Below are 22,868 nucleotides of genomic sequence, written 5' to 3' on the forward strand. Positions count from 1 at the left end.
GCCGGCGCCCCCGCCCGCCGCGCCACCGGGGCCCTCGGTGGTGCGCAGCACACAGCTCGCCGCGCGGTGCGCCACACCGAGAGGGACGAACGCCTTCTACGACGCGCTCGGCGCCGGCTTCCTGAACATGCGCGTCGCCGTGATCTCGCTGTGCACCGTCTCCCCGGCCCGGGGCGGCTGCGGCAGGCCGGGCCGGAGGTGTTCCTCCACGCTGATGTACTTCAGGCCCGCCCGGAGGTCGGCGTCGTTGCGCAGACGGATGACCAGCGGGAACTCGGCGAGGGCGGTCGTGTCGAACAGGCCGGTGGTGTACAGCAGCTGCACGCCCAGCGCGTCGGACACCGCCCGCTGGAGCTCCAGCAGGTAGGTGGCGTTGGCACGGCCGATGGGGTTGTCCAGGAACAGGGTGCCCGCGTGCCGGTGCTTGTCGCGGCCCCGGTCGTTCGAGCGGAGCGCGGCCATCGTGCAGTACAGGGCGATGGCCGCGGTGAGCAGCTGGCCGCCGGAGAACACGTCGCCCATCTGGCCGACGGGGACGCGCTCGGCGCGCAGTACGGCGTCGGGCTTGAGGATCTCCACGGCCACGCCCTTGGGCTGGAGGGCCGCGGCGACGCCCCGCAGCAGCAGGGACATGCCGTCCCGGCGCAGGTCGGAGTTCTTCTTCACGGCCGCGCGGGTGGCCTCGTCGACGACCTCGCCGAGCCGCTCGGTGAGCGTGGCCTGGTCGGGTTCCTCGAAGCGGATGCGCAGGAACTCCTGCCCGGACCACTCGCCGAGTCCCTCCGGCAGCCGGGAGAGCCGCTGGGCGGATCGCAGGGTGGCGAGCGCCGACTCCACGAGGCCGCGCAGCCGGTCCACGATGGAGTCGCGGTTGCGCTCCAGCTGGGCCAGCTCGTCGGTCAGCACGCGCAGCCGGGGCGCGAACGCGTCCGACCACTTCTGGGCGTGCTCGGGCAGCGCGGCGGCGGGCAGCTCCCGGATCTGCTGCCGGGCGGGGGTGCGGACGTGCTCGTAGCGGGTGGAGTTGGCGTGCCGGACGAGGACGTCGCTCGCCTCGCGCACGGCGGCCTCGGCGGCGGACAGGTCGGCCGCGCAGCCGCGCAGGGAGCGGCGGGCCTCGGCGGCGGACTGCCGGGCCTCCTCCAGAGTGCCCGGGTACGGCTCCGGCTCCTCCTGCTCCTCCTCGGCCGCCTGCTCGCGCAGCAGGTCGCGGAGCATGGCGGCGATCTCGTCGAAGCCGCCGGCCGCGTCCTCGGCGGCGCGCTGGGCCGCCAGCAGCTCCGCGTGCGCCTCCCGGGCCCCGGTCAGCGCCTCGGTGCGGGCGGCGAGTTCGGTCGTGGCGGTGCGCAGCAGGGCCTGGGCGTGCTCGGCGTCGCGCGGGATCAGCTCCCCGGGCAGCTCGGTGTGCGCCTCGCCGTCCTCGGGGGCGAGGCGCTCGGCCTCGCCGCGCAGCCGGCCGAGCTGCTCGCTCGCGGTCGACATACGGGTCTCCAGGAGCTGCACCAGCTCCTCCGCGCGCGCGGCGGCGGCCTGCCGGGACGGCCCGTCGGAGCCGTCGGGCGACTGGAGCAGTTGCTCGGCGCGGGTGCGGACCTTGTTGCTGAGCCGGTCCAGTTCGGCGCGGGCGGCGCTCTCGTCGCTCTCCGCGCGGGCCTGTTCGGCGCGCAGGTCGGCGCCGACGCCGACCTTCTCGTACAGCTGGGAGGCGGCCCGGTATGCCTCGCGGAGGGCGGGCAGGGACGCCTCCGGGGCGTCCGTGTCCGCGGCGGGTACGTCGTCGGGGGCGCCGGCGATCTCGGAGCGCTCGGCGCGCAGGGCACGCGCGGTGCGGCGGGCGTCGTCGGCGGCGCGCTGGGCGGCCCGGCGGTCCTCGTCGGCGGCTCGGGCACGCTCCAGGCAGGTCTGGGCGCGGGCCTCTGACTCGGCGGCCTCGTCGGCGAGTTCGCGCAGTCTCGCCTGCCAGCCGGCGCGCTCGCGCAGCCGGTGGGCGAGGCCGGCGAGGGCGTCGGCGGAGCGCCGGGCCTTCTGCGCGGCCTCCTGCCGCTCGTCGCGGACCCGGACGGCCTCGGCCGCGGCCTCCTCCGCCTCCGCGCGGACGGTCCGCGCCTCGGCGAGTTCGGCCTCGGTCTCCTCGGCGAACGCGCGGGCCTCCTCGGCGGCCCGGGCCAGCTCGGTGAGGCGCCCGGCGGGGCAGCCGGTGCGCCAGGAGGCGAGCCGGGCGGCCAGTTCCCGGTCCTTGCCGAGGCGGGCGGCGAGGGCCCGGATCTCCTCGTCGCGTTCGGTGGCCCGGGCGCGCAGGGCCTGGCGTTCCTCGTCGGCGGCGTGTTCGTCGTGCATGGCCGGGTTCGGCGGTACCAGGAAGACGTCACCGGCGGCGGCGGGCGGCGGGGCGAGCAGCGCGGCGGCGGTGCCGACGGCGACGGCGGAGCGGGGCAGCAGGGCGGCGTCGCCGAGGACCTCGCGGGCACGCGCGTGCGTGTCCGGGTCGGTGATGATCACGCCGTCGACCAGTTCGGGGCGGGCGGCGAGCACGCGCGCGTGGTCGGCCGGGTCGACGGCCTGGGCGAGGTAGCGCCAGCCGGGGAGCGCCGGGATGCCGTGCTCGCCGAGGAACTCGACGGTGGCCAGCACGTCCGGGCCGGGCGGCAGCAGTCCGCCGTCGCCGAGGGCGCCGAGGATCCGGGCGTCGTCGGCGGCGGCCGTGCGCAGGTCGAACAGGTTCCGTTCGGCGGTGGCGACGGCGTCGTCGAGCAGTTCGCGCAGTTCGTCGGCGAAGCGGTCGAGGTCCTCGGGTGTGAGGGCGCCCTCCCCGGCGGCACGGGGGGCGGGGACGGCGTCGTCGGCGCCGGTGCGCGGCCCGGGCACGCGGACCGGGTTCGGTGCCCCCGGCAGGCTCAGCAGTTCCGCCAGCCGTTCCTCGGCGGCCAGCGACTCGGCGAGGCGCCGCTCGGCCTCGTACGCCCGTCCGGCGGCGGTCGCCGCGTCCGCCGCGCGGGCCGCGGTCAGTTCCGCGCGGGACTCGGCCGAGGCCGCCTCGCGGGCGTGCTCGGTGGCCTTGCGGGCGGCCTCGCGGGCCGTGTCCCAGGCGGCCACGGCGGTCTTCTCGGCGTCACTGGCGGCGAGCGCGGCCCGCGCCGGGTCGGCGTCCGGGGTGCTGTCGTCCAGCCAGCCGGCGCGGACGGCCTCGGCGGTCTCCTGCTCGACCTCGGCGAGGCGCTGGCGCAGGTGGCCGGCCTCGCTGCGGGCCCGCTGCGCCTCGGTGGCGGCGGTGGTGGAGTCCCGGTGGGCGCCGTCGCCGATCTCCTGGAGGGCGGCGGACCGCTCCTCCTCCTCGTTGGCGAGGGCCTCGGCGCTCCCGGCGGCGGCGTGCAGGGCGCGTACGAGGTCCACGGCGGCCTTGGCGCGGGCGGCGAGCGCGGGGGCCGCGTCCCGTTCGGCCTCCTGGATGGCGGCGGACACCCGCGCGACGCGGTCGGCGGCGGCCCGGTGGCGCAGCACGGCCTCGGCGGCCTGCCAGGCGGCGTGCAGGGTGCGGGCGTCGGCCAGTTCGCGCTTCTGCGCGGCGGCGGACTTCTCGGCGGCGGCGAGCGCCAGCGAGGCGTGCCGGTAGGCGAGTTCGGCGGCGATGAGGGAGCTGCGCTCGCGGGCGCCCTCGGAGTGGGTGACGGCGTAGGCGGCGGCCGTGACCCGCTGGGCGAGGTCGGTGGCCCTGGCCCGCTCCCGCACGGCCCGCGCGGACAGCCGGCGGGCCAGCGTGCGGGTGCGGCGCTCGGCGCCCGCGTGCACGTCACGCGCGCGTGCCCGTGCGTCGGCGGCCTCCACGATCTTTCCGAGCAGGTCGGCCGAGCCGGCGGTGAAGTCGCGTTCGGCGATCAGTTCGGCGCGCCGGCCGAGCTTGTTGCCGAAGCCGCTGACGAGGTCGGCGAGGCCGTCGGTGTCGCGGGTGTCGGTGACGGCGCGCAGCAGCAGGTCGGTGAAGTCGGAGTCCTTCTTGACCGCGAAGAGGCCGGCCGCCTCGCCCTCGTCGGCGTTCATCTCGCGCTGGTAGCGGAAGAGCTCGGGGTCCAGGCCGAGGTCGCCGAGGTGCTCGGTCCAGCGCTCGTGGATCTCCTCCCAGTGCACCTCCAGGTGCGGGTAGGCCTTGCCGGCCTCCATGAGGGCGTCGCGGAAGCCCTTCATGGTGCGGCGGCGGCCGTGCGCGCCGGAGGTGCCCTCGGCGGGCGGCCGTACGGCGGTGGCCTCGGCGACGGGCAGGTTGTCCAGGCTGAGGCCGGGGCCGGGCCGGAAGGAGTACCAGGCCTCGGCGAACTTGCGCGGGTCGTTGGAGACCTGCCGTCCGCGCCATTCGCTGACCTTGCCGACGACCACGCACTCGCCGGTCTGCACGTGCTGCCACTCCAGGGCCACGTGACCGCAGTCGTCGGCCAGCAGGAACTTGCGCAGCACACCGGAGCTGGCGCCGCCGAGGGTGTTGCGGTGGCCCGGCAGCATCACCGAGAAGATCAGCTTGAGCAGGACGGACTTGCCCCCGCCGTTCTCCAGGAACAGCACGCCCGCGGGCGCGGGCCGGCGCGGCGGGCCGGCGGGCTCCTCCTCGAAGAACTCCGCCTGCGTGGGCGCCGGGTCGGGCACGGGCTCGCCGACACCCCGCAGGTCAAGCACGGTGTCGGCGTAGCGCGCACCGGCGGGACCGATGGAGTAGAGGCGGACCCGGGACAGCTCGTACATGGCGGACTCTCGTCAGTGTTCTTGCGGTGGAGGGGGTTTCAGGAGTGGAACGGCAGCCCGGCGTCGGCCACCAGGTCCAGGTCGTCGGTGTCCTCGGCGGGCAGCAGGGTGGCCGTGCCGTCGGTGACCGGGACGACGCCCAGCTCCGCCAGTTCGGCCAGGGCGGCGTTGCCGGCCATGTCGCGGACCTGGAGCTGGTAGCGGGCGGTGGTGCGGTAGGTGCCGCCGCTGTCGTCGCCGGTGCGCTGCAGGAAGCCCGAGTCGGTGAGGAAGGCCAGGGCCTTGGCGACGATGCCGGTGGTGGAGGCGGCGGGGCGGCGGGCGTCCTTGGTGGCGCCGGTGGCGCTGCGCCTGGCCCAGATCCGCCAGGCGGCCTCCAGTCCGGGCGCGTCGGTCGCCGGGTCGGTGTTCTCGCCGCGCTCCTCGGCGCGTTCCTCCAGGCGGCGGCAGGCCTGCCGGACGAAGGCGTCGACGCCGTTGACGGTGACCCGGCCGATGTAGGAGTCGTCGGCGAGGTCCTCGGGGCGCGGGAACGCCAGGGCGGCGACGGCGAGATGGGCGAGGCCGTGCAGGAAGCGGTCGCCGGAGTCGGCGGTGGTGCGACGCGCGTAGTCACCCATGCGGACGGCGAAGACCGAGTCCTCGGCGGCGGTGACGGCCATGCCCGCGCGCGGCGACACCTCCAGCACGACGAGTCCGAGTCCGGCGGCGACGGCGTCGGCGAGCCGGGCGAAGGCCGGGTCCTCGCGGTAGCGGCGCAGCAGTTCGGTGTACTCCTGGTCGCGCGCGGGCGCCAGCTTGGGCTGGAGTCCGAAGGCGACGAGCCGCGCCGCGTCGGCGGCGTCGGCGGGGGTGACGGCGGTGGACGCCGGCGGGGCGGGTGTCTCCGCCTCGGTCCACTCGACGTGCTCGGTCACGGGTTGGGCTCCTTGTCGCGGTCGTGCTCGGTCATGCTGCTTCCGTCCGGTCGGCCGCCATCCCGGCGGCGTCCAGCAGGGCCGTGCCCACGATGAGGTCGGCCCCGCCGAAGTCGGGATCGTCCAGCTCGGTCCCGTCGTCCACGGCGAAGAGCAGCCTCTCCTCGCCCTGCCGGTAGGCGGTGCCGACGGGCGGGCTGGCCGCGTGGACCGCGAGCAGGGCCACCAGATAGGCCAGTTCGTAGCCGTCCCGGGCCCTGGCCTCGGCGAGCAGTCCGGACAGTCTTCTGGGCGCGTCCGGCGGCAGGTCCAGCAGGTCGGTCGCCGCGGCGAGCTGTTCCTCGCTGAACCGGCTGTCGTCGGGCGTGGCGATCAGGTCGGGCTCCGGCATCTCCGCGCCCAGGTGCTCCCGTTCCACGGGCGGGGTCAGCAGGATGTCGACGAGGTCGCCGACCCGGACGGAGACCGGTGTGCGCAGTCCGGTGCCGCGCGCGAAGAAGGCGTCGGTGACCCGGATGGCCTGCTCCAGGGGCAACGGCAGCACGGGGGCGACCAGATGGCCGTAGAGGTCTATCCCGGACGTCGCCGCCGGGGTGGCGAAGGCCTGCCGGTCCTGTTCGGCGCGGAACAGCGGGCCGGCCTCCAGCAGGCGCGACTGGAGCTGGGTGTGGCGCCGGATGCAGTCCTTGACGATGTCGACGAGTTCGGCGGCGCGGCGCTTGTGCTCGGGCTCCTCGGTCTCGTCGCGGGCCTTGCGGATGTTGGTGAGGATGGCGTTCTCGTGGCGGTAGCGCTCGGCCACGTGGTCCAGGGCCTCGGCGATCATGTCGGGGACGGTGTTGAGCCAGTCCACCGCTCGGACGTTGCGCCGGGTGGCGTCCAGGGCGCGGCGCAGCGTCTCGGAGTACTGCACCGTGCGGTAGCGGGCCTGCTCGGCGGCGAGCTGGGCGTCGGCGAGCCGGCCGCGGCTGATCAGCACCTCCAGCTTGACCTCGGCGGCGATCTGGGCGCTGGTGACGTCCGTGTCGAGGGCGCCGACCAGGACGTTGACCGCCTCGTCCGTGGTGCGCAGGTAGACCGTGCCGCCGGGGCCGGGGACCTCCTCGAGCAGCTTGAAGTCGTAGTCCCGGCGGACGTACGTGCCGTCCGGCGCGAAGGTGCCGTAGACGGCGCGGAAGCCGCGGTCCACGCTGCCGACGTTGATCAGGTTCTCCAGGACCCAGCGGGCCACGCGCTCGTGTTCGGCGGCGGACCGGTGCGGGGCCTGGGCGGCGATGCGCGGGACGAGCCGGGCCACGACCTGTTCGTGGTCGGCGCCGGTGTCGAAGTCCATGTTCAGCGTGACCAGGTCGATGGCGGCGAGCGCCACCTCCGCCATTCCGTACACCGAGTACTCGCCGGCCAGGTTGGCCTTGCGGGCGTCCAGGTCGTGCAGCGGCGCGGTGCACGCGAGCGCGCGCAGCCGACGCGCCAGTCCCTCGTCGGCGGCCGGGCCCTGAGCGGGGCGCGGCCCCGCGCTGAGCTGGGGCGGAACACGGTCCGTCGTTGCAGGCGAAGTCACGGTGCACAGACTAGGTCCTGGGTCCGACATCGACCCAAACGGCTCAGAAGCGGCGGCCGTCGCAGAGGCGGAAGACGGCCGGCCGCACCGGTCCGGGGCCGGCCGGCCGCGTCGGCCGGGACGGACCGGCCGCACCGGTCCAGGAGGACCGGCCGCACCGGTTCGCCGACGGCCCGACGGCCCTGCCGCACCGGTTCAGGACAGGCCGGCCGTGTCCTCGCCCACCCGGCGGCGGTACACCTCGACGACCCGTTCCAGGGAGTCGGCGAGGTACGTCTCCAGCAGCCGTTCGGCGCCTCGGGTGTCCCCCTTCTGGAGCGCTTGCAGGATGCGGGCGTTGCGGGCGAGGTACGGCTCGTGCAGGCGGCGCGGGTCGTCCGCCACGTGGAAGGCCAGGCGCAGCTCGGCGAAGACGCTGCGCATCAGCTCGTCGGTGCGTTCGCTGCCGGCGAGGGCGACCAGTTCCCGGTGGAAGTGGATGTTGGCCGTGCCCAGCCCCTTCCAGTCGTTCCGGGCGGCGGCCGCGTGCCCTTCCTCGACCGCCGAGACCAGTCCGCCGAGCCGGTACGGCGGGGCGCCGAGGCCCCGCACGACGGCGCACTCCACGAGCGCGCGCGTGCGGTAGATGTCCTGCACGTCCTCGACCGTCAGGACCCGGACGAACACCCCCCGGTTGAGTTCGTGGATCAGCAGGCGCTCGTGGGTGAGCAGCCGGAAGGCCTCGCGCAGGGTGTTGCGGGAGACGCCGAGGGCCCCGCCGATGCTGTCCTCCGACAGCCGGGTGCCGGGCGGGAAGTAGCCCTCGGAGATGCGGCTCCTGAGGATGTCGGAGACCCGCTCGGCGGTGCTGGTGCGGCCCAGGAGGACGCGGTCGCCGGCCAGTCCCGTCAGCTGCTCTGCCATGCCCGGAATTCAAGCGCACACACCGGGACGAGACAACATGGGTATTGAAGGATCGTTGAACGATCCCCTACGGTGCTCGACACGGCTCACTTCCCAGCACCCTCCCCCCTCCTGTGAGGTGCCCATGAGCACGACCCCACCCCCCTCGTCCGGGCCCTTGGCCGGCGTACGGCAGGCGCGAGACGGGCGGGCCGCCGAGGACGGCGCGTTCGGCTGGCTGCGCGCCCTCGGCCCGCACGGCCGGCGCGCGTTCGGCGGGGCCTTCGGCGGATACGCCCTGGATTCCTACGACTACTTCACCCTGCCGCTGAGCATGGTGGCGCTCGCCGCGCACTTCGGCCTGAACAGCGGCCAGACCGGTCTGTTCACCACCGTCACGCTGGTGGTCTCGGCGGTCGGCGGCGCCGCGGCCGGCGTGGTCGCGGACCGGGTCGGCCGGGTCCGGGCCCTGATGATCACGGTGGTCACGTACGCCGTGTTCACCGTCGCCTGCGGCTTCGCGCCCGACTACGGGACGCTGCTGGTCTTCCGCGCCCTGCAGGGCCTCGGCTTCGGCGGCGAGTGGGCGGTCGGCGCGATCCTGGTCGCCGAGTACGCGGGCGCGCGCCACCGGGGCCGTACGCTCGGCGCGGTCCAGAGCGCCTGGGCGGCCGGCTGGGGACTGGCGGCGCTGGTCTACACCCTGGTCTTCTCCTTCGTGGACGAGGATCTGGCCTGGCGGGTGATGTTCTGGACCGGGGCGCTGCCGGCGCTGCTCGTGGTGTGGCTGCGCCGCCGGGTGCACGACGCCCCCACCGCGACGGCGGCCCGGGAACGGGACCCGCGGCGCGGCTCGTTCACGGCCGTCTTCCGCCCCGGCCGGGACGGCGCCCCGGGGCTGCTGCGCACGACGGTCCTGGCGAGCCTGCTGTCGACGGGCGTGCAGGGCGGCTACTACACGCTGGCGACCTGGGTGCCGACGTACCTGAAGTCCGAACGCGGTCTGTCGGTCGTCGGTACCGGCGGCTACCTGGCCCTCCTGATCTCCGGCGCGTTCCTCGGCTACCTGACCGGCGGCCTGCTGACCGACCGGCTGGGCCGGCGGAACAACATCTGGCTGTTCGCGCTGCTGTCGGCGCTGTGCATCCTGGCGTACGCCAACATCCCGCACGGCGCCGACACCCTCCTGCTGGTGCTCGGCTTCCCGCTCGGCTTCTGCATGTCGGCCATCTTCAGCGGCTTCGGCTCCTACCTGGCCGAGCTGTACCCGACGGCCGTGCGCGGCACCGGTCAGGGGTTCGCGTACAACACCGGCCGCGCGGTGGGCGCGGTGTTCCCCACCCTGGTCGGCTTCCTCGCGGACGGCTGGGGCGTCGGCGGCGCGCTGGTCTTCGGCGCGATCGGCTACGGCATCGCCGCGCTGGCCCTGCTGGGACTGCCGGAGACCCGCGGGAGGGAGCTGGACTGAGGCGCGCGCCCCCCGCGGGACGCGCCGCGTCGCCGCGGCGTCCCACCCGCACGAGAATCGCCGTACGCCCCACCGCACGAGAACCCACGAGAACCCACGAGAACCGGAGACACGAGAACACCATGACCGCGATCGATCTGAACGCCGACCTCGGCGAGGGCTTCGGGCGCTGGCGGCTGACCGACGACGAGCAGCTGCTGTCCGTCGTCACCAGCGCCAACGTGGCCTGCGGTTTCCACGCGGGGGACCCGGTCATCATGCGCCGGGTGTGCGAACTGGCGGCCGAGCGCGGGGTGACGATCGGCGCGCAGGTCTCCTACCGTGACCTGGCCGGGTTCGGGCGGCGCGCGATGGACGTGCCGCCCGCCGAACTGGCGGCCGAGGTCGCCTACCAGATCGGCGCCCTGGAGGTGTTCGCCCGGGCGGCGGGCTCGCGGGTGGCGTACGTCAAGCCGCACGGCGCGCTCTACAACCGGGTGGTGGGCGACGCGGAGCAGGCCCGCGCGGTCATCGACGGCGTGCGGCTCGCGGGCACCGCGCTGCCGGTGCTGGGCCTGCCCGGCTCGCGGCTGCTGGAGCTGGCCGCCGAGGCGGGGCTGCCCGCCGTCACGGAGGCCTTCGCGGACCGCGCGTACACCGACGAGGGCACACTGGTGCCGCGCGGCCGGGAGGGCGCCGTGGTGACCGACCCGGAGGCGGTCGTGGAGCGCTCGGTGAGCCTGGCGCGCTCCGGTGCGGTCATCGCGCTCTCCGGCGCGCGGATCCCGGTACGCGCCCGGTCCTTGTGCCTGCACGGCGACACGCCCGGCGCGGTGGACCTGGCCCGCCGGGTGCGCGAGCGGCTGGTGGCGGCGGGCGTGCGGGTGGAGGCGTTCGCGTGAGGGCGCTCGCCGTGGGCGACGACGCGCTCCTCCTGGAGGTGCCCTCCGGTGAGGAGGCGAGGGCCCTGCACGCGTGGCTGCTGCGCCGCCGCGCGGAGGGCGCGCTCGCCGTGCGGGAGATCGTCCCCGCGGCCCGCACGGTCCTGCTCGACGGCCTCGCCGACCCGGACCGCTGGGCGGCGGAACTGACCACCGCGCGGATCCCCGAGGCGCCGTCCGGGGCGGGTGAGCTGATCGAGCTGCCGGTGCGCTACGACGGCCCGGACCTCGCGGTGGTCGCCGGGCACTGGGGGGTGACCGGGCGGGAGGCGGCCCGCATCCACGCCGGTACGGAGTTCACGGTGGCCTTCTGCGGCTTCGCCCCGGGCTTCGGCTACCTCACCGGCCTCCCGGACCGCTACGCCGTCCCGCGCCGCGCCACCCCGCGCACGGCCGTCCCCGCGGGCGCCGTCGCCCTGGCCGGTCCGTACACGGGCGTGTACCCGCGCTCCTCCCCGGGCGGCTGGCAGCTGATCGGCACGACGGACGCGGTGCTGTGGGACCACCGGCGCGTGCCCGCCGCGCTGCTGGCGCCGGGGGCGCGGGTGCGGTTCGTGCCGGTGGAGGAGACGTGAGGGGGACGGCCCGCCCGGCGGTCCCCGGGGAGGCGGGCCCGTGAGCGATCGGGTGCTCGTCGTGGTGCGGGCCGGGGCGCTGACCACCGTGCAGGACCGGGGTCGGCCGGGGTACGCGCACCTCGGCGTGCCGCGCTCCGGGGCGCTCGACGCGCCCGCGGCGGCGCTGGTGAACCGGCTCGTGGGCAATCCGCCGGACGCCGCCGTGCTGGAGACCACGCTGGACGGCTGTGCGCTGCGCCCGCGTTCGACGGTGACGGTCGCCGTCGGCGGCGCGCCGGGCCCGGTGTCGGTGGGCGGCCGCCCGGCCGCGTGGGGCGCCCCGGTCGTGGTGCCGGCGGGCGAGCTGCTGGAGGTGGGCGCGGTCACGGCCGGTGTGCGCGGCTACGTGGCCGTCGCCGGTGGCATCGCCGTGGAACCGGTCCTCGGCAGCCGCGCGACCGACCTGCTGTCGGGCCTCGGCCCGGCCCCGCTCACGGACGGGACGGTGCTGCCGCTGGGCCCCCCGGCCGGCGCTGCCGCGCGCGTGGACGTCGCCCCGCAGCCGCGTCCGCCCGCCGAGCTGGTACTCCGGGTGACCCTGGGGCCGCGCGACGACTGGTTCACGGCGGGCGCGGTCCGGGACCTCACCACGCGCGCGTACCGGGTGTCCACGGCGAGCAACCGCATCGGCCTGCGCACCGAGGGGCCCGCCCTGGAGCGGGCCCGGTCCGGGGAGCTGCCCAGCGAGGGGATGGTGCTCGGCGCGGTCCAGGTGCCGCCGGACGGGCGGCCGGTGGTGTTCCTCGCGGACCATCCGACGACGGGCGGCTACCCGGTGATCGCGGTGGTGCGCGCCGCCGACCTGCCGGCCGCCGCGCAGGCGCCGCCGGGCACGCCGGTCAGGTTCGTACCGGTGCGCCCCCGCTGACCCCGACCGTGCCTTCCGGCCGTACCCCGGAGCGACGCCGGGTGCCGCCACCGGCCCGGCACCGCCCTGCGGCCACACCTGCGGAACGGCGCGGTGCGGCCACCACCGGCCCCGGCGGCGCCGGCCGTCAGGCCACGCCCTCCGGGACGGCGGGCCGGGCGCCGACGCGGCGGCGCGGGACGTCCGCGTCGTGGGCCGCGAGGAACGCCTCCACGGCCGCTTTCCAGCCGAAGCGCTCCGCACGCGCGCGTGCCGCCTCCCGCCGCTCGGCCTCGCCGCGTTCCAGGAGCAGTTCCACGGCGTCGGCGAAGGTCTCGGGCCCGCCGGCCGCGGCGGCCCCGGCGGGCCCGATGACCTCGGGCAGCGCGGAGCGGGCGCTCGCCACGACCGGCGTGCCGCACGCCATGGCCTCCAGCGCGGCCAGCCCGAAGGTCTCGGCGGGCCCGGGCGCCAGGCACACGTCGGCGCAGGCCTGGAGCGCGGCGAGGGCGGCCCGGTCGAAGACGTGCCCGAGAAAGGTCACCGGGAGCCCTCGGTCGCGGGCGCGCCGCTCCAGCCGGGCCCGCAGCGGGCCGTCCCCGGCGACCACGAGCACCGCCCGCCGGCCGCGCCGCAGCAGCGCCTCCAGGGTGTCCAGGGCCGTGCCGGGCCGCTTCTCCACGGACAGCCGGGAGGCCATCACGAGCAGCGTCTCGTCCGCGCGCGCGTGGCGGGCCCGCAGCCCGGGGTCGCGGAGCGCGGGGTGGCGTTCGGCGAGGTCGACGCCGAGGGGGGCGCGTACGACGTTGCGCGCGCCGACGCGGACGAACTCGCGCTCGGCGAACCCGGTGGTGCACACCACCCGTGAGTAGACGTGCGCGGTGCGGGTGTTGAGGGAGTCGGCGGCGCGCCGGGCGAGCGGTTCGGGCAGGCCCCAGGTGCGCAGGACGCCGTCGGCGGTCTCGTGGGAGACCATCACGGCGGGCACGCGCGCGCGCCGGGCCCAGCGGCCGGTCCAGCGCAGGGTGGTCCGGTCGGAGACCTCCAGCCGGTCCGGGGCCAGCTCCGCCAGGAGGGCGGCCACCCGCCGCCGGTCGGCGAGGACCCGGTAGCCGCCGGTGCCGGGCAGCGACGGGCCGGGCAGGGTGACGACCCGGCCCTGTTCGGTGGCGCGGTCGGTGTGCCGCTCGCCGGGCACGACCAGGACGGGTTCGTGTCCGGCGGCCAGGTAGCCCTTGCCGAGTTCGCGCAGGGCGGTGCGCAGGCCCCCGGAGGCGGGGGTGACGAAGTTGGCGAGGCGGACGATGCGCAGGGCGGGTCCGGTCATGCCGCCACCGCCGTCCTGCGGGCCGCGAGGACCTGGTCGTAGTGGTCGACGAGTTGGTCGCCGACGGCGGCCCAGGTGCGGCCCTCGACGCTCGCGCGGGCGGCGGCGCCGTACGCGGCCCGCCGCGCGGGGTCGGCGACCAGGGCGCGGACGGCCTCCCGGAGGGCGGCGGGGTCGCGCGGCGGGACGAGCAGCCCGGTGCGGCCGTGGGCGACCAGGTCGAGCGGGCCGCCGACGGCCGGCGCGACCACCGGCACTCCGCCGGCCATGGCCTCCTGGACGGTCTGGCAGAAGGTCTCGTACGGGCCGGTGTGCGCGAACACGTCCAGCGAGGCGACGATCCGGCCGAGTTCGCCGCCGGTGCGGCGGCCCAGGAAGACGGCGCCGGGCAGGGCCTCGGTGAGCTGGGCCCGGCTGGGCCCGTCACCCACGACCACGACCCGTACGCCGGGCAGCCCGCAGACCCCGGAGAGGAGGTCGACGCGCTTCTCGGGGGCGAGCCGGCCGACGTAGCCGACGATCGCCTCGCCGTGCGGGGCGAGTGCGCGGCGCAGTGCCTCGTCGCGGCGGTCCGGCCGGAAACGCACGGTGTCCACGCCGCGCGGCCACAGCCGCACCCGGGGCACGCCGTGCTCCTCCAGGTCGGCTCGTGCGGCGCTGGACGGGGCCAGGGTGCGGTCGGCGGCGGCGTGCACGGAGCGAATCCGCCGCCACGCCGCGGCCTCCCCGGCGCCCAGATAGGTGCGGGCGTAGCCGGCCAGGTCGGTCTGGTAGACGGCGACGGTGGGGATGCCGAGCCGGGCGGCGGCGGCCATGCCCCGCACGCCGAGGACGAAGGGACTGGCCAGGTGGACCACGTCGGGGCGGTGCGTGAGGAGGGCGGCGGCGAGGCGCCGGCTGGGCAGGGCGACGCGGACCTGGGGGTAGCCGGGCAGCGGCAGGGAGGGGACCCGGACGACCGGGCAGGGGGCGTCCGGGTCCGGACCGGTGCCGGGCGCGGGGGCGGGGGCGACGACGAGCGGGTGGTGACCGCGGTCCACGAGGTGCCGGGCGGTCTGGAGCGCGCAGTGGGCCACGCCGTTCACATCGGGGGGAAAGGATTCGGTCACGATGACGACACGCATACGGGTGTTGTCGCCGCGCCGGACGTGCCCACGTCAACTTCGATCTTTCCGCGCGGGGAACGTCCCATGAGCGTTGGGCGGCCCGCCCGGGCGGGTCCGGGTCCCCTGACGACGGCCCGCCCCCGCGGGTCGGGCGCACGTGACGACGGGCCCGCCCCCGCGGGTCAGGCCCCCGTCACGACGGCCTGGCCCGCGGGTCGTCCACCGTTCACCCGCCGGGCGGTCGTCGGCCCGGGCGGAAGGCGCGGGTGGGGTCAGCCGAGGGTGGCGTCGGGCCCGAAGCGGCTGCGTACGGCGGTCTGCACCTCGTCCTCCTCGGCCGGGTCGGCGGCCAGGCGGCGCAGGCGCTCCACGACCCGGGCGTCCCCGGTCTCGGCGTGCCGGGCGGCGAGTTCGCGGGTGGTCTCCTCGCAGTCCCACAGGCACTCGACGGCGAAGCCGGCGGCGAAGGAGGGGTCGGTGGCGGCCAGCGCGCGGGCGGCGCGGCCACGCAGGTGGGAGGAGGCCGTCTCGCGGTAGACGTGCCGCAGGACGGGGGCCGCGCAGCCGATGCCGAGGCGTCCGGCGCCGTCGACGAGGGTCCACAGGGTGGGCGCGTCGGGGCCCTCGGCGCGCACGGCCTGGCGCAGGGCGGCGAGGACGAGGTCGCGGTCGCGGGTGCCGCCGCGGCAGGCGAGGATGCGGCCGGCGGCGGCGCCGAGCGCGTCGGAGCGGCGGGCCCAGCCGCGCGCCCGGTCCACGGCGGTCACGCCGCGCATCCGTTCGAAGGCGTCGACGGCGGCCTCCACGACGACGGTGCTCCCGTCGGCGACCGCGGCCTCGATCAGGTCGGGGGCGTCGGGGTCCTCGCTGTCGGCGAGGTAGCGCAGGGCGGTGCAGCGGGCTCCGTCGTCGCCCGTCCTGGCGGCCCGGAGGATCTCGGGCCGGTCCTCGGGACCGGCCACGGCGACCAGGCAGCGGGCCGCGGGCACGTGGAGGGCGGCACCGCGCTCCATGCCCTGCTGGGCCCATTCGAAGACGGCGCGCACGCTCCAGCCGGGCCGGGGGCCGGTGGGGCGCATCTGCCGCTGCCAGCGGTCGAAGCAGCCGGCCTCCTGGGCGGCGCGCACGCGTGCGGCGATCGCCGTGCGGGGGTCCTCGGCCCACAATCGCCAGGGCCGCGGCTCGAAGGCGTCGCGCACGGCGGCGGCCAGCTCGGCCTCGCCCTCGGGATCGGTGGCGAAGCGGGCCAGGACGGGGGCGGCGAGGGCGCGCAGGCCCGCGTCGTCGTCCCGGAGCGCCAGCTCGTCCAGGGCCCAGGCCCAGTTGGAGCCGTGCGCGGCGTACCTGCGCAGCAGGTCCAGGGCGTCCCGTCGGCCGTAGGAGGCGAGGTGCCCGAGGACGGCCAGGGCCAGGCCGGTGCGGGACTCGTCGGTGTCGAGGACGTCCTCGGCGTCGAAGAGGTGCGCCTCGACGGCGTCCAGCCCGCCGTTCAGGTCGAGGTAGAGGCGGGCGTAGTAGAGGGAGCGGTTCTCCACCTGCCAGTCGTGGCGGGGGTCGCGCAGCACACAGTGGTTCAGGGCCGCGAGCGCTTCGGCGCGCGGGGCCGTCAGCGCGTGCAGCGTTCCGTCGCCACGGCCGCGCTGGAGCAGCCCGAGCAGGGTACCGCTGGGCGCTATGACCGGATCGAACATGGGAAACAGCCTCACATCAAGCGTCGACGCAACCGGGTGAACACGCGTTACCTGGCCGCGCGACACAACGTCGGAGCGCCCGCCGTCTCGTGCTTGCTGTAGACCATCTCTCTCTGCCTCTCGTCGGTGGCCCATGCGGACCGCATCACGGCCCGCGCGGTGCGGCAACACCTGCCCAGCCATCGCGTCCGTGAATCACGTCGTCATGATGACCCGCGGTGTGTGCTGCCGCGACCGTATTTCCGGCGGCCCCGTACCGCCTCCCCCGTTTTCCGTGTGGTTGCTGGTCGGAACAATCGGTTCAGCGCGCGCCGAACAGTTCCAGCAGTTCCGCCTTGCCGAACATGCGGGCCGTGTCGACGGCCGACGGCGTGCCCTTGGCGGGGTCGGCGCCGCCCTCCAGGAGGGCCTTGATCACGTCCGTCTCGCCCTTGAAGACGGCGCCCGCGAGCGGGGTCTGGCCCCGGTCGTTGATCTGGTCGGCGGCGGCGCCGCGGGCGAGCAGGGCCCGCACGGCGTCGGCGTGGCCGTGGTACGCGGCGAGCATCACCAGGGAGTCGCCGCGGTCGTTGGTGAGGTTGGCGGGCACACCCGCGTCGACATACGCCACGAGCGCCTCGGTCTGTCCCTGCCGGGCCAGATCGAAGATCTTGGTCGCCAGCTCCACGACCTCGGGGTCGGGGGCTTCACTCATGGCCGGACCGCCTCTCCATGCTGATTGGGGACTGCTTGGCTGACTGGGGGACTGCTTCGTACGAGTGAATCGCCAGCGTACTGGCTGCCGGGGCACATGACCCGATGTGCCCGAGGTAAAGATCACCGACAGGCCCGGGGGGAGGCAACCGCCCTGGTCGACCGGGCCATGACCGCCTCCTCCGAGTGGGCGGGATCCACCGGTTTTCACCCAGTTGCACCTTTAATCGTATGGATACATGCTGTGATCCTGGAAGAACTCATGGTGACTGTCCCCCACCTTCGACACCAGGAGGCCCCAAATGATCCTGTCCCTCTCCGGCGTGCTGCTGCTCGGCACCGTCGTCTTCCTGTTCTCCCGCAAGGACGGGCTGAAGGGCTCGCACGCCACGGTGTCGGCCCTGTTCGGTTTCTACCTGTCGACCACCGGCATCGCCCCGAGCATCAAAGCCGGGGGCGAGAGCCTCGCCAGCCTCCTGGGCGGCATCAAGTTCTGACCCCGCCCGTACCGCCCGCACGCACGATCAGGAGTCAGCAGTGGCCCGGCGCCCCCTCCCCCGCATCCTGAGCAAGGACAGCGCCCAGCTCGCCCGGACGCAGCTCGCCCGGAGCAGGGAGCTGGCCCGGACGGCGGCCGACAGCGCCACCGACATCCTCCATCCGCTGATCACCGTCACGCGCGGGCTGGGCGTGCTGGCCGCGGCCGGCCGGCGCCGGTGGACGGACACGCCGAAGGACCGGCGCGGGCCCCTGCTGTTCCTCGCGGCCTCCGCGGTCATGGTCGTGGCCCTGATGCCGTACGGGCCGCTGCTCGCCGTCGTCACCGTGATGGCGGCGGCGGCCTGGCAGGGCCGCGACCGCACCCCGTCGGCGTCCGCAGATGCCGACGCGGCCCGGACCGAACGCCTCACGGCGCTCTACGAGGCCCTGGTTCCCCACTTCTCCGGCACCGACGACCCGGCGCCGCTGTACGCGCACGGCGGGGAGTGGGAGAAGGCGTTCACAGCGGCCGAGTTCGACGCCGCCGGGCGCGTCGGCCACCTGGTGATCCGCTACCCCGCCTACTTCCCGGACGGCGAGCCCGAGTCCCGCGCACGGGTCGAGCAGCTGCTCACCGCCAAGGCCGGGCGGAGCCGCGAGTACCACTTCGACTGGGACGAGGAGGCCAACCGGCTCACCGTCACCGCGCTCGTCCCGCTGCCCGCCGACATCCCCGCCCAGCGCTTCGTCACCGCGCCCGGCGAGACCGTCCTCGGCTACACCGACCCCAGCGAGGTCCAGCGCACGCTTCCCCTGTCCTACGGAGAGGAACGGGTCGACGTCCCGCCGGTCGTCTGGCGCACCGGCGTCCGCTCCACCGAGCCGCACCTGCTGGCCGTCGGCCACCCCGGCAGCGGCACCTCCACCCTGCTGCGCTCCATCGCCCTGCAGGCCCTGCGCCACGGCGATGTGCTGATCGTCGACGGCGGCGGCACCGGCGAGTACGCCTGCCTGACCGGCCGGGACGGGGTCCTGGCCGTGGAGTGCGCGCTCGCCGGGGCGCTGGCCAGCCTGGAGTGGGCCGCGCGGGAGACCGAGCGGCGGCTCATCGCGGTCAACCTGGCCCGGCAGGCGGGCGACCCGCCGCCCGAGGACACCCGGCGTCCGCTGTGGATCCTGCTGGACCGGCCCGCCGTCTTCACGCACCTCGCGGCGGCCGACGGCCGCAAGGACCCGCAGGCGCTGCTCCAGGTGCCGCTGCGGCACGGCCGCGCGGCGAACGTGACCGTCGTCGTCGCCGAGCAGTTCGACAGCGCGGAGACGCTCGGCGACGCGGTACGGCAGCACACGCGCGCGCGGGTCGTGCTCGGGGCCGCGGCCCCGCGGCAGGTCGAGGCGGTGCTCGGGGCGGTGCCGCACACCACGCCGCCGGCGCACGTGCCGCCCGGGCGGGGGTACGCCCGGCTGGGCGCGGGCCCGGTGCACCGGCTCCAGGTGCCGCGCACGCCCGACCCCTACGACGACGCCACGAGCGACGCCGACCGGCAGGCGGTGCTGGACCTGCTGCCCGCGCGGCCCACCGCCGCCCCGGCGACCGCCGCCCCGGCCGGGCCGGCGGACCTGTCGAAACCGGTACCGGCCGGGACACCGGTACCGGCGGAAGCCGTGGCGGCGGAGTCCTGACCCGGTCCCGGGCGCCCCGGCGGGGCGCCCCCTCCCCCGCTCCCGGGGCGGGCGTGCCGCCCTACGCCACGAACGTGCGCGGCGACTCCGTCCCCCCGGTCAGGCCGGCTTCCACCAGGCGCGCCGCCGCGGCCAGCCGGGCCGCCGCCTCGTCCGCCACCGCTCCCCCGACGGTGAACGGAAGCCGCAGATAGCCCTCGAACGCCCCGTCGACACCGAAGCGCGGCCCGGACGGCACCCGGACGCCCGTCCGCTCACCGGCCTCCGCGATCCGGGACCCGGACAGACCGCCGGCCCGCACCCAGAGCGTCAGCCCCCCGCGCGGCACCTCGAACTCCCAGTCGGGCAGCTCCCGGCGCACCGCCGCCACCAGGGCGTCCCGGTTCTCTCGGGCCTGCGCGCGGCGCAGCTCCACCGCCTGCGCCCAGCCACCGGTGCTGAACAGCCAGTTCACGGCCAGCTGCTCCAGCACCGGCGTCCCCAGGTCGGCGTAGGCCCGCGCGGCGACCAGGCTGCGGACGACGTCCGGCGCCGCCCGCACCCAGCCGATCCGCATCCCCGCCCAGAACGCCTTGCTGGCCGAGCCGACCGTGATCACCGTGGAGCCGGCCGGGTCGAAGCCGCACACCGGCCGGGGCATGCCGCCGTCCCGCGCATCCTCGTCGAGCCACAGCTCGCTCATCGTCTCGTCGGCGACCAGCACCGTGCCGGCCGAGCGCGCCGCGTCCACCAGCCGGCGCCGCTGGTCCTCGTCGGCGAGCGCCCCGGTGGGGTTGTGGAAGTCGGCGACCACGTAGGCGATGCGCGGCGCGGCCTCGCGCAGCACCTGCCGCCAGCGGTCCACGTCCCAGCCGGTGAGTCCCTCGGCCATCGCGACCGGGACCAGCCGGGCGCCCGCCTCGCGCATGAGCTGGAGGATGTTGGCGTAGGACGGCGACTCGACGGCGATGCGTTCGCCGCGGCCCCCGAAGAGATGGCAGATCGCGTCGATGGCGCCCATCGCGCCGGTCGTCACCATGATCTGCTCCGGCATGGTGGGGATGCCGCGCGCGGTGTAGCGCTCGGCGATCATCGAGCGCAGCGCGGGCAGCCCGGCCGGGTAGTCGCCGTGGGTGTGGGCGTACGGCGGCAGCTCCTCCAGGGCGCCCTGCACGGCCCGGGTGAGCCACGGCTCGGGCGCCGGGAGCGAGGCGCAGCCCAGGTCGATCATCGACCCGAGGGACTCCGGGGGCAGCGGCTCCAGGCCGCGCGCCGGGATCGGGTTGCCGGCCGGCACGGCGGTCCAGCTGCCGGCGCCGCGCCGGGACTCCAGGAAGCCCTCGCCGCGCAGCGCCTCGTAGGCCGCCGCGACGGTGGTGCGGCTGACGGCGAGGGCCAGGGCCAGTTCGCGTTCGGCGGGCAGGCGCGCGGCCACCGGGACGCGGCCCTCCAGGACGAGCAGCCGGATGCCGTCGGCGAGGGCGCGGTAGGCGGGGGGACGGCGGGTGCCGGGGCCGGCCGGGCGGTCCTGCTGGGAGGTGAGGAGCCGGGCGAGTTGCGCCGCCCCCACCGCCGAGGTCCACTGCGCCATGAAGATCAGTCCACCTTCCCCGGATTGGCCATGGATGGCGAGGGTTATCGAGCCACAGAGTGACATGTGTCAGGCCACCGCCACCACTCAGGGGGGTATTTCCATGTCCACTGTCGGCTCCGATGCCACCGGGTCCACCGTCGGCACGTCCGCGCCCGGCCGGCGACTCGGACGGCGCCTGGTCCGGCTCTACGCCGGACTCGCCCTCTACGGCGCGAGTTCCGCGCTGCTCGTGGCGGCCGGACTGGGTCTGGAGCCGTGGAACGTGCTGCACCAGGGGCTCGCGGAGCTGACCGGACTCAGCATCGGGGTCGTGTCGATCCTCGTGGGGGCGGCGGTGCTGCTGCTGTGGGTCCCGCTGCGGCAGCGGCCCGGGCTGGGCACGGTCTCCAACGTCTTCGTGGTCGGTCTGGCGATGGACGGCACCCTCGCGCTGCTCCCGGACGTCCGCTCCCTCGCCGTCCGCGTCCCCCTGCTCCTGGCCGGCGTGGTGCTCAACGGCATGGCGACCGGCCTGTACATCGCGGCGCGCTTCGGCCCCGGCCCGCGCGACGGGCTGATGACCGGGCTGCACCGGCGCACCGGACGCTCGATCCGGCTGATGCGCACGGCCGTGGAGGTGGCGGTGGTGGCGACCGGGTTCGTCCTGGGCGGCACCATCGGGGTGGGCACCGTGCTGTACGCCGTGTCCATCGGCCCGCTGGCGCAGGTGTTCCTGCGGATGTTCGCCGCCCCGGCGGCACCGGCGGGCAGCACCGTCGTTGCCGCCGGGACACCCGAACGGGCGATACTGCGTCCGTGACCTCGACGACGCCCCCGCCGCGCCATCCGTATCTGGACCACCCGGGGCCGATCGCCTTCGCCCACCGGGGCGGCGCGGCCGACGGCCTGGAGAACACCGTGGCGCAGTTCCGGCGGGCGGTGGAGCTGGGCTACCGGTACATCGAGACCGATGTGCACGCCACGGCGGACGGCCGGATCGTCGCCTTCCACGACGACACGCTGGACCGGGTCACCGACGGCGCGGGCCGGATCGCCGGCCTGCCGTGGGCGCGGGTGCGGCAGGCGCGCGTGGCGGGCCGCGAACCGGTGCCCCTGTTCGAGGAGCTGCTGGAGACCTTCCCCGGGGTGCGCTGGAACATCGACGTCAAGGCGGAGCCGGCGCTGCGGCCCCTGCTGGCGCTGCTCGAGCGGGCGAACGCCTGGGACCGGGTCTGCGTGGGCTCCTTCTCCGAGGCCCGGGTGCTGCGCGCGCAGCGGCTGGCCGGGCCGAGGCTCGCCACCTCGTTCGGCACGCGCGGGGTGCTGGGCCTGCGGCTGCGCTCCTGGGGGCTGCCCGCGGCGGTGCGCCGGTCGGCCGTGGCCGCGCAGGTGCCCGAGGACCGGTCGGGCGTGCCCGTGGTCGACCACCGCTTCGTCCGCGCCGCCCACGCGCGCGGGCTCCAGGTGCACGTGTGGACCGTCAACGAGGCGGAGCGGATGCACCGGCTGCTGGACCTCGGCGTGGATGGCATCATGACGGACCGCATCGACATCCTGCGCGAGGTCATGGAGAAGCGCGGCGTCTGGGCCTGACCGCCCCGGGGCGACCCGGACCCGATTTCGCACTCGGCGTGAAAGAGCGGTAGTGTACGCGTTTGGCCTGCCAGGCGTACCGTTACTGCGCGTCAAAGATGCCGAAACGCTGGGTGACATCTTCTAGCAGATGTGACAAACCGGGCGCCTGTGGGTAGAACAAGGGGCGGCTACGACGGCGACGCATGACCCGGAACGGGAATCTTTACCGCCGACCGGACGTTGACCGGATGACGACGACAGCGACACCTGTCCTGTGGGCGACAAGCCCGGGAGGCACGATTCATGAGTGAGCGAGCTCTTCGCGGTACGCGCCTCGTGGTGACCAGCTACGAGACGGACCGCGGCATCGACCTGGCTCCGCGCCAGGCCGTGGAGTACGCATGCGAGAAGGGGCATCGCTTCGAGATGCCCTTCTCGGTGGAGGCGGAGATCCCGCCGGAGTGGGAGTGCAAGGTCTGCGGTGCCCAGGCACTCCTGGTGGACGGCGACGGCCCTGAGGAGAAGAAGGCCAAGCCCGCGCGCACCCATTGGGACATGCTGATGGAGCGGCGCACCCGCGAGGAACTCGAAGAGGTCCTCGAGGAGCGTCTGGCGGTGCTGCGTTCGGGCGCGATGAACATCGCGGTCCACCCCAGGGACAGCCGCAAGAGCGCCTAGTCCCCGCGCGGGACCGGGCCGATTCACAGCGCGACACAACGACCGCGGGGGGGGTGGCGCGGGGGGATGGGCGGGGTGATGGGGGGTGTGGCGTGTGGGGGCGGGGGAGATATCGACACACAGGGGGGCTCCCGCGAGGCTAA

18 protein-coding genes are annotated in these 22,868 nt (G+C 75.8%); 9 read left to right on the top strand and 9 right to left on the bottom strand.

Annotation, left to right across the window (positions count from 1 at the left end; translation table 11 throughout):
- Positions 1–96: 96 nt before the first annotated feature.
- From ACZ63H_RS22030 to ACZ63H_RS22045, 4 genes are all read right to left on the bottom strand, one after another.
- A complete protein-coding gene (locus ACZ63H_RS22030; protein ID WP_469867489.1) occupies positions 97–4,728 on the bottom strand; it encodes a hypothetical protein in 4,632 nt (1,543 codons plus the stop codon).
- 38 nt (positions 4,729–4,766) lie between these two features.
- Positions 4,767–5,645 (bottom strand): hypothetical protein, encoded by an 879-nt coding sequence (locus ACZ63H_RS22035; protein ID WP_469867491.1) that lies wholly within the window; start codon positions 5,643–5,645, stop codon positions 4,767–4,769.
- Positions 5,646–5,676: 31 nt separating this feature from the next.
- Entirely contained in the window at positions 5,677–7,206 is a 1,530-nt protein-coding gene (locus tag ACZ63H_RS22040) for a hypothetical protein (protein WP_469867493.1), read from the bottom strand.
- 195 nt (positions 7,207–7,401) lie between these two features.
- Entirely contained in the window at positions 7,402–8,109 is a 708-nt protein-coding gene (locus ACZ63H_RS22045) for a GntR family transcriptional regulator (RefSeq protein WP_469867495.1), read from the bottom strand.
- Between the two features lie 124 nt (positions 8,110–8,233).
- On the opposite strand from ACZ63H_RS22045, the gene ACZ63H_RS22050 reads away from it, so the two are divergent.
- The 4 genes from ACZ63H_RS22050 to ACZ63H_RS22065 all read left to right on the top strand — a co-directional run bounded on the left by ACZ63H_RS22050 (position 8,234) and on the right by ACZ63H_RS22065 (position 11,961).
- Positions 8,234–9,556 (top strand): MFS transporter, encoded by a 1,323-nt coding sequence (locus ACZ63H_RS22050; protein WP_469867497.1) that lies wholly within the window; start codon positions 8,234–8,236, stop codon positions 9,554–9,556.
- A 122-nt stretch (positions 9,557–9,678) separates the two neighbouring features.
- The gene (locus ACZ63H_RS22055) at positions 9,679–10,437 is read left to right on the top strand and encodes a LamB/YcsF family protein (protein ID WP_469867498.1); all 759 of its coding nucleotides are present in this window, start codon (positions 9,679–9,681) and stop codon (positions 10,435–10,437) included.
- Positions 10,434–11,051: a 5-oxoprolinase subunit B family protein gene (locus tag ACZ63H_RS22060; protein ID WP_469867500.1), complete on the top strand. Its 618-nt coding sequence runs from the start codon at positions 10,434–10,436 to the stop codon at positions 11,049–11,051. Before ACZ63H_RS22055 ends, ACZ63H_RS22060 begins: the two co-directional genes overlap by 4 nt.
- 40 nt (positions 11,052–11,091) lie before the next feature.
- Positions 11,092–11,961: a 5-oxoprolinase subunit C family protein gene (locus tag ACZ63H_RS22065; RefSeq protein WP_469867502.1), complete on the top strand. Its 870-nt coding sequence runs from the start codon at positions 11,092–11,094 to the stop codon at positions 11,959–11,961.
- 127 nt (positions 11,962–12,088) lie between these two features.
- Here the strand turns inward: ACZ63H_RS22065 and ACZ63H_RS22070 are convergent, their stop codons facing one another.
- From ACZ63H_RS22070 to ACZ63H_RS22085, 4 genes are all read right to left on the bottom strand, one after another.
- Positions 12,089–13,267, bottom strand: coding sequence for a glycosyltransferase (locus ACZ63H_RS22070; RefSeq protein ID WP_469867504.1), 1,179 nt, complete (start codon positions 13,265–13,267; stop codon positions 12,089–12,091).
- Entirely contained in the window at positions 13,264–14,391 is a 1,128-nt protein-coding gene (locus ACZ63H_RS22075) for a glycosyltransferase family 4 protein (RefSeq protein ID WP_469867506.1), read from the bottom strand. Before ACZ63H_RS22075 ends, ACZ63H_RS22070 begins: the two co-directional genes overlap by 4 nt.
- Before the next feature lie 254 nt (positions 14,392–14,645).
- Positions 14,646–16,064: a HEAT repeat domain-containing protein gene (locus tag ACZ63H_RS22080; RefSeq protein ID WP_469867508.1), complete on the bottom strand. Its 1,419-nt coding sequence runs from the start codon at positions 16,062–16,064 to the stop codon at positions 14,646–14,648.
- 301 nt (positions 16,065–16,365) lie between these two features.
- Complete coding sequence (locus ACZ63H_RS22085) at positions 16,366–16,758, bottom strand: ankyrin repeat domain-containing protein (protein ID WP_467942125.1); 393 nt, start codon at positions 16,756–16,758, stop codon at positions 16,366–16,368.
- Positions 16,759–17,059: 301 nt separating this feature from the next.
- On the opposite strand from ACZ63H_RS22085, the gene ACZ63H_RS22090 reads away from it, so the two are divergent.
- Positions 17,060–17,254, top strand: a complete 195-nt coding sequence (locus tag ACZ63H_RS22090; protein ID WP_469867510.1) for a hypothetical protein — start codon at positions 17,060–17,062, stop codon at positions 17,252–17,254.
- A 40-nt stretch (positions 17,255–17,294) separates the two neighbouring features.
- A complete protein-coding gene (locus ACZ63H_RS22095; protein WP_469867512.1) occupies positions 17,295–18,920 on the top strand; it encodes a hypothetical protein in 1,626 nt (541 codons plus the stop codon).
- Between the two features lie 61 nt (positions 18,921–18,981).
- Here ACZ63H_RS22095 and ACZ63H_RS22100 read toward each other — a convergent pair whose 3' ends face one another.
- Entirely contained in the window at positions 18,982–20,490 is a 1,509-nt protein-coding gene (locus ACZ63H_RS22100; RefSeq protein WP_469867514.1) for an SCO1417 family PLP biosynthesis transcription factor, read from the bottom strand.
- A 103-nt stretch (positions 20,491–20,593) separates the two neighbouring features.
- Here ACZ63H_RS22100 and yczE point away from each other — a divergent pair, with 103 nt between their 5' ends.
- The 3 genes from yczE (at position 20,594) to ACZ63H_RS22115 (ending at position 22,725) form a co-directional block, all read left to right on the top strand.
- Positions 20,594–21,292 carry a membrane protein YczE gene (yczE, locus tag ACZ63H_RS22105; RefSeq protein ID WP_469867516.1) on the top strand — a complete coding sequence of 233 codons (699 nt, stop codon included), beginning with the start codon at positions 20,594–20,596 and terminating at the stop codon, positions 21,290–21,292.
- Entirely contained in the window at positions 21,289–22,065 is a 777-nt protein-coding gene (locus ACZ63H_RS22110; RefSeq protein WP_469867518.1) for a glycerophosphodiester phosphodiesterase, read from the top strand. Before yczE ends, ACZ63H_RS22110 begins: the two co-directional genes overlap by 4 nt.
- A gap of 285 nt (positions 22,066–22,350) precedes the next feature.
- On the top strand, positions 22,351–22,725 hold the full coding sequence (locus ACZ63H_RS22115; RefSeq protein ID WP_003977404.1) for an RNA polymerase-binding protein RbpA: 375 nt from the start codon (positions 22,351–22,353) through the stop codon (positions 22,723–22,725).
- The last annotated feature ends 143 nt before the right edge of the window (positions 22,726–22,868 follow it).

It is taken from the genome of Streptomyces sp. NPDC104831 (assembly GCF_055583025.1).